The sequence below is a fragment of the Pedobacter sp. HMWF019 genome (genome assembly GCF_003061025.1).
In the GTDB taxonomy this organism is placed as follows: domain Bacteria; phylum Bacteroidota; class Bacteroidia; order Sphingobacteriales; family Sphingobacteriaceae; genus Pedobacter.
Map to the genome: position 1 here is coordinate 1 of NZ_QAIL01000510.1, position 2,676 is coordinate 2,676.

General features: G+C 39.5%; 3 protein-coding genes. All 3 read right to left on the bottom strand.

Going from position 1 to position 2,676, the window contains the following annotated elements; genetic code table 11:
* Positions 1–134 (bottom strand): YtxH domain-containing protein (locus DBR11_RS25945; protein ID WP_199233968.1); only part of this gene is annotated, 134 nt, incomplete at its 3' end.
* 57 nt (positions 135–191) lie between these two features.
* The gene (locus DBR11_RS25950) at positions 192–1,244 is read right to left on the bottom strand and encodes an AI-2E family transporter (RefSeq protein ID WP_108555473.1); all 1,053 of its coding nucleotides are present in this window, start codon (positions 1,242–1,244) and stop codon (positions 192–194) included.
* Positions 1,245–1,250: 6 nt separating this feature from the next.
* Complete coding sequence (locus DBR11_RS25955; RefSeq protein WP_108555474.1) at positions 1,251–2,651, bottom strand: sigma-54 dependent transcriptional regulator; 1,401 nt, start codon at positions 2,649–2,651, stop codon at positions 1,251–1,253.
* Between the last annotated feature and the right edge of the window lie 25 nt (positions 2,652–2,676).

Consider the following 2,676-nt stretch of genomic DNA (forward strand, 5'->3'; position numbering starts at 1 on the left):
CCAAGATCCTTTAAAGACTGGCTTAATCTGTCACGCGTATCTGTTCCTTTTTCGGGAGCAAATAACAAACCCAAAGCTGCACCTGCAGCCAAACCGGCTAATAGCCCAATTAAAACTTTTGAATTATCGTTCATAACTTTTAAATTTTATTTAACACTTAAATCACTCTGGATACTTCAGTCCGTTCCCTATTAAAACTCCTCTTCTGCCGGAATTGTTTTAATTCTTTCCAATCTTTCCGTCGCCAAGGCACTTGTTTCATAGATTTTTAAAAGCAAAATGAAATAAGACAACAACAACGGACCGAAAACAAGACCTAGTATTCCAAATAATGGTATACCAATAACTACGCCAATTACGGTAATTATGGGATGAATATTTCCAACTTTCTTGGCAATCATGAACCGAAGTACATTATCTATATTAATAATCACAACGAATCCAAAGATAAGCATGGCCCAGGCCTCAAAATTATGGCCGTTGGCCATTTGCATTAACGCTGCTGGCACAAAGATGATAGGCGGTCCCAGCACAGGTACAAAACAAATAAAAGCGGTGATTACCCCCCAAAATAATGGATCGTTATACCCCAAAACAAGAAATGACAAGCTAAGCAAGGAGCCCTGTACGATAGAGATCAATCCCTGCCCAACGACATTTGCATAAGTGGTATTCCTCATTTCTTCCGCAAACCGGTAAGCATTTTGAGCCCTGAAAGGCGCATATTTAACCAGTGAACGCTCAAAAGTTTCATGTTCAACCAACATAAAATAGAGCAAAAAGTACATCAGGAGAAGGCCAAATACAATATTAAATGCACCGGAGATCAAAGAAGGAAAAAGTTCAGTAGCCCAGGTTCCTGCTTTTCTTAGTCCTTCCTCCAGTAAATTTTGCAAATCACTGCTCACATGTACCAGATTTTTAAACTTAAGCAGCATATTCTGATAATACAGATGGTCGTTTTGCAGTTCTGCAATTTTGGCAATAACCATACTGCTCAGCCCATAAAACGGCAGAATAATCACTACTACCGAAATAAACAGAAGTAGAATTGCTGTAAAACGCTTATTCCAGTTTTTTCTGTTGACCAGATAAAGATAACCAGGCCGCAGTATCGTATACATGACCAGTGTACTTAATATGGAACCAAATATTCCCTGCAAAGAATAAGCGATTAAACAACCAAGCGCAATGATAATCACCAGGTTGATGTTATTTCGCTGTTTGTAGGAAAATAGAGACATCTGTTCTTAAGTATCTAAGTTAATGGCTTTCATCTTGTTGTAAAGGGTTTTCCTGTCAATGTTCAGTAGCTTAGCCGCTTTGGTCTTATTAAAATTCACTTCCCTTAAAACCTTTAATATGGCATCATATTCGGCCTCCTGTGCTGCATTTTTAAGATCTTTAGGCTTCTCCGTCCTGTGTACGGTATATTCCAGTGCTGATGCTTTCGCATAAGTAGAAATTTCCAACGGCAGGGCTTTTAACTGAATGACCTGTCCTTCTGTCAGCAAAGTGGCTCTTCGTACCACATTTTTAAGTTCCCTTACATTCCCCGGCCAGTTATAGGTTAAGAAACACTCCTCAACTTCGGTAGAAAAGCCCTGTATATTCTTATTAAGTTCGCCATTCGCCATTTCCAAAAAATATTTGGCAAAAACCAGAATGTCCTTTTCTCTTTTGCTGATCGGGGGCAAGGCAATAGAAAATTCGTTAAACCTGTGATACAGATCTTCCCTGAATTTTCCATTCTGTATAGCCACAGCAAGATTCTCATTGGTTGCGACAATGATCCGGACATCCAAATCAATTTCCTTTGTACTCCCTATCCTTTTAATTTTACGCTCCTGTACGGTTCTTAACAGAGCAGCCTGGATATCGTAAGATAGGTTTCCAACTTCATCCAGGAACAACGTACCTCCATTAGCCATTTCAAAGTGGCCAATCTTTGTATACAATGCTCCTGTGAATGACCCTTTTTCATGCCCAAAAAATTCACTTCCTGCCAATTCTTTAGTTAAGGAACCACAATCCATGGCCACGAAGGGCTGATCTTTTCTTGGACTGTTTAAATGAATCGCATGCGCCACAGATTCTTTACCTGTTCCGCTTTCACCAGTTAAAATAACACTATACGAAGTGGGTGCAACCAGCAATATTTGTTTGACCAGTTCTTTTGAAGCTGCACTTTGTCCGGTAATAAAATTGCCCGTGCTCTGTATGGATTTGGCTGGTTTTTCTTTAACTGGCTCTCCAGAGTTTCCTTTTTCACCAATTTCATTCAGTGCATATTGGGTTTCTATCGCTTTATTAATCGTTGTTAGAATTTCATCTGGATAAAGAGGCTTGGTGATGTAGTCATGCGCCCCCAGCTTGATCAGTTCTACAGCAAGCTTGATGTCAGAATATCCAGTGATGATGATCACTCCTGTTTTTGGATAGCTTTCTTTAATTTTTATCAGCATCTCTCTTCCATCGGTATCATCCAGCCTGTAATCACAGAGTACCAGATCAAATGCTTCTCTTGCAAGACAGTCCATCGCCGTATTTCCGGTGGTAGCGGTATTGACTTCAAAACCGTTCCTGGTAAGGAACTTAGAAAGAAGCAAGCCTATATTCACCTCATCATCTACAATAAGAATTCTTCTCATATGTACTAAAAGATCTATATTATTA